The organism is Wolbachia endosymbiont of Tuta absoluta (assembly GCF_059414725.1).
Map to the genome: position 1 here is coordinate 1 of NZ_JBNRJY010000286.1, position 781 is coordinate 781.

Annotated in this window: 1 protein-coding gene; it reads left to right on the forward strand. The window is 41.7% G+C overall.

Annotation, left to right across the window (positions count from 1 at the left end):
• Positions 1 to 549 (forward strand): hypothetical protein (locus ACJ5GX_RS03130; protein WP_495292692.1); only part of this gene is annotated, 549 nt, incomplete at its 5' end.
• Between the last annotated feature and the right edge of the window lie 232 nt (positions 550 to 781).

Below are 781 nucleotides of genomic sequence, written 5' to 3' on the forward strand. Positions count from 1 at the left end.
AGGGTATCAAAACCCCCTCTGATTGCATACCTACTTGTATATATACATCAGCAACTGTCTAATGTGACAAATTGTGAACAGGACGAAGTGGCCAGTTCAGTATGTTTAACTTTTAAACTAAGAGTATTAAAAAATAATAATATTAAGAATATTCAATACTTAGGTAACGGAGGTCCTACCCGCGTGGGATCTATAGAAGTGGTGACAGCAAAGGAGTTTGCCATGCTGGAGGCTGCAGTGCAAGCCCTGATGGACAAGGCTTCCCTGCCACCTGCACCTACTCTTCCCGACAACAAGAAGCTTCGGAAAGACATCGAGAAAGGGCGTGCCTCCCTCACTGATACCATGCAGGCTATGCAGGTATTCTTATGTCCGTTATTGTTAAAAAATTTAGAAAAGGGTATGCTTAGGTGGTTTGGTCATGTAGAGAGGATGAATGAAAGAAGATTAACGAAACAGGTGTATATCAATTTCAATTTCAATTTATTTATTCAATTTTCAACGGCGTATGGCAAGTGTGGATGTGAACGTCGGAAGATGAAGACCTAGACGAACGTACCTCGATCAAATCGGGGACGTGCTAAAGGAAGGTCAGGTCAAGAGTTCCCTAAACCGACGAGCATGCATGAAGAGATTGATGAATGTAGAGGTGGCGAAAGAAGTATGCCAGGATCGATCTGCAATGCACCATGCACCTCGTAAGCTAGCTAAGTAATGTAAACTACTTGACACTTCATTGTGTCGATGAGCAATATATTCATCCATCGTCTAATTTATTTAT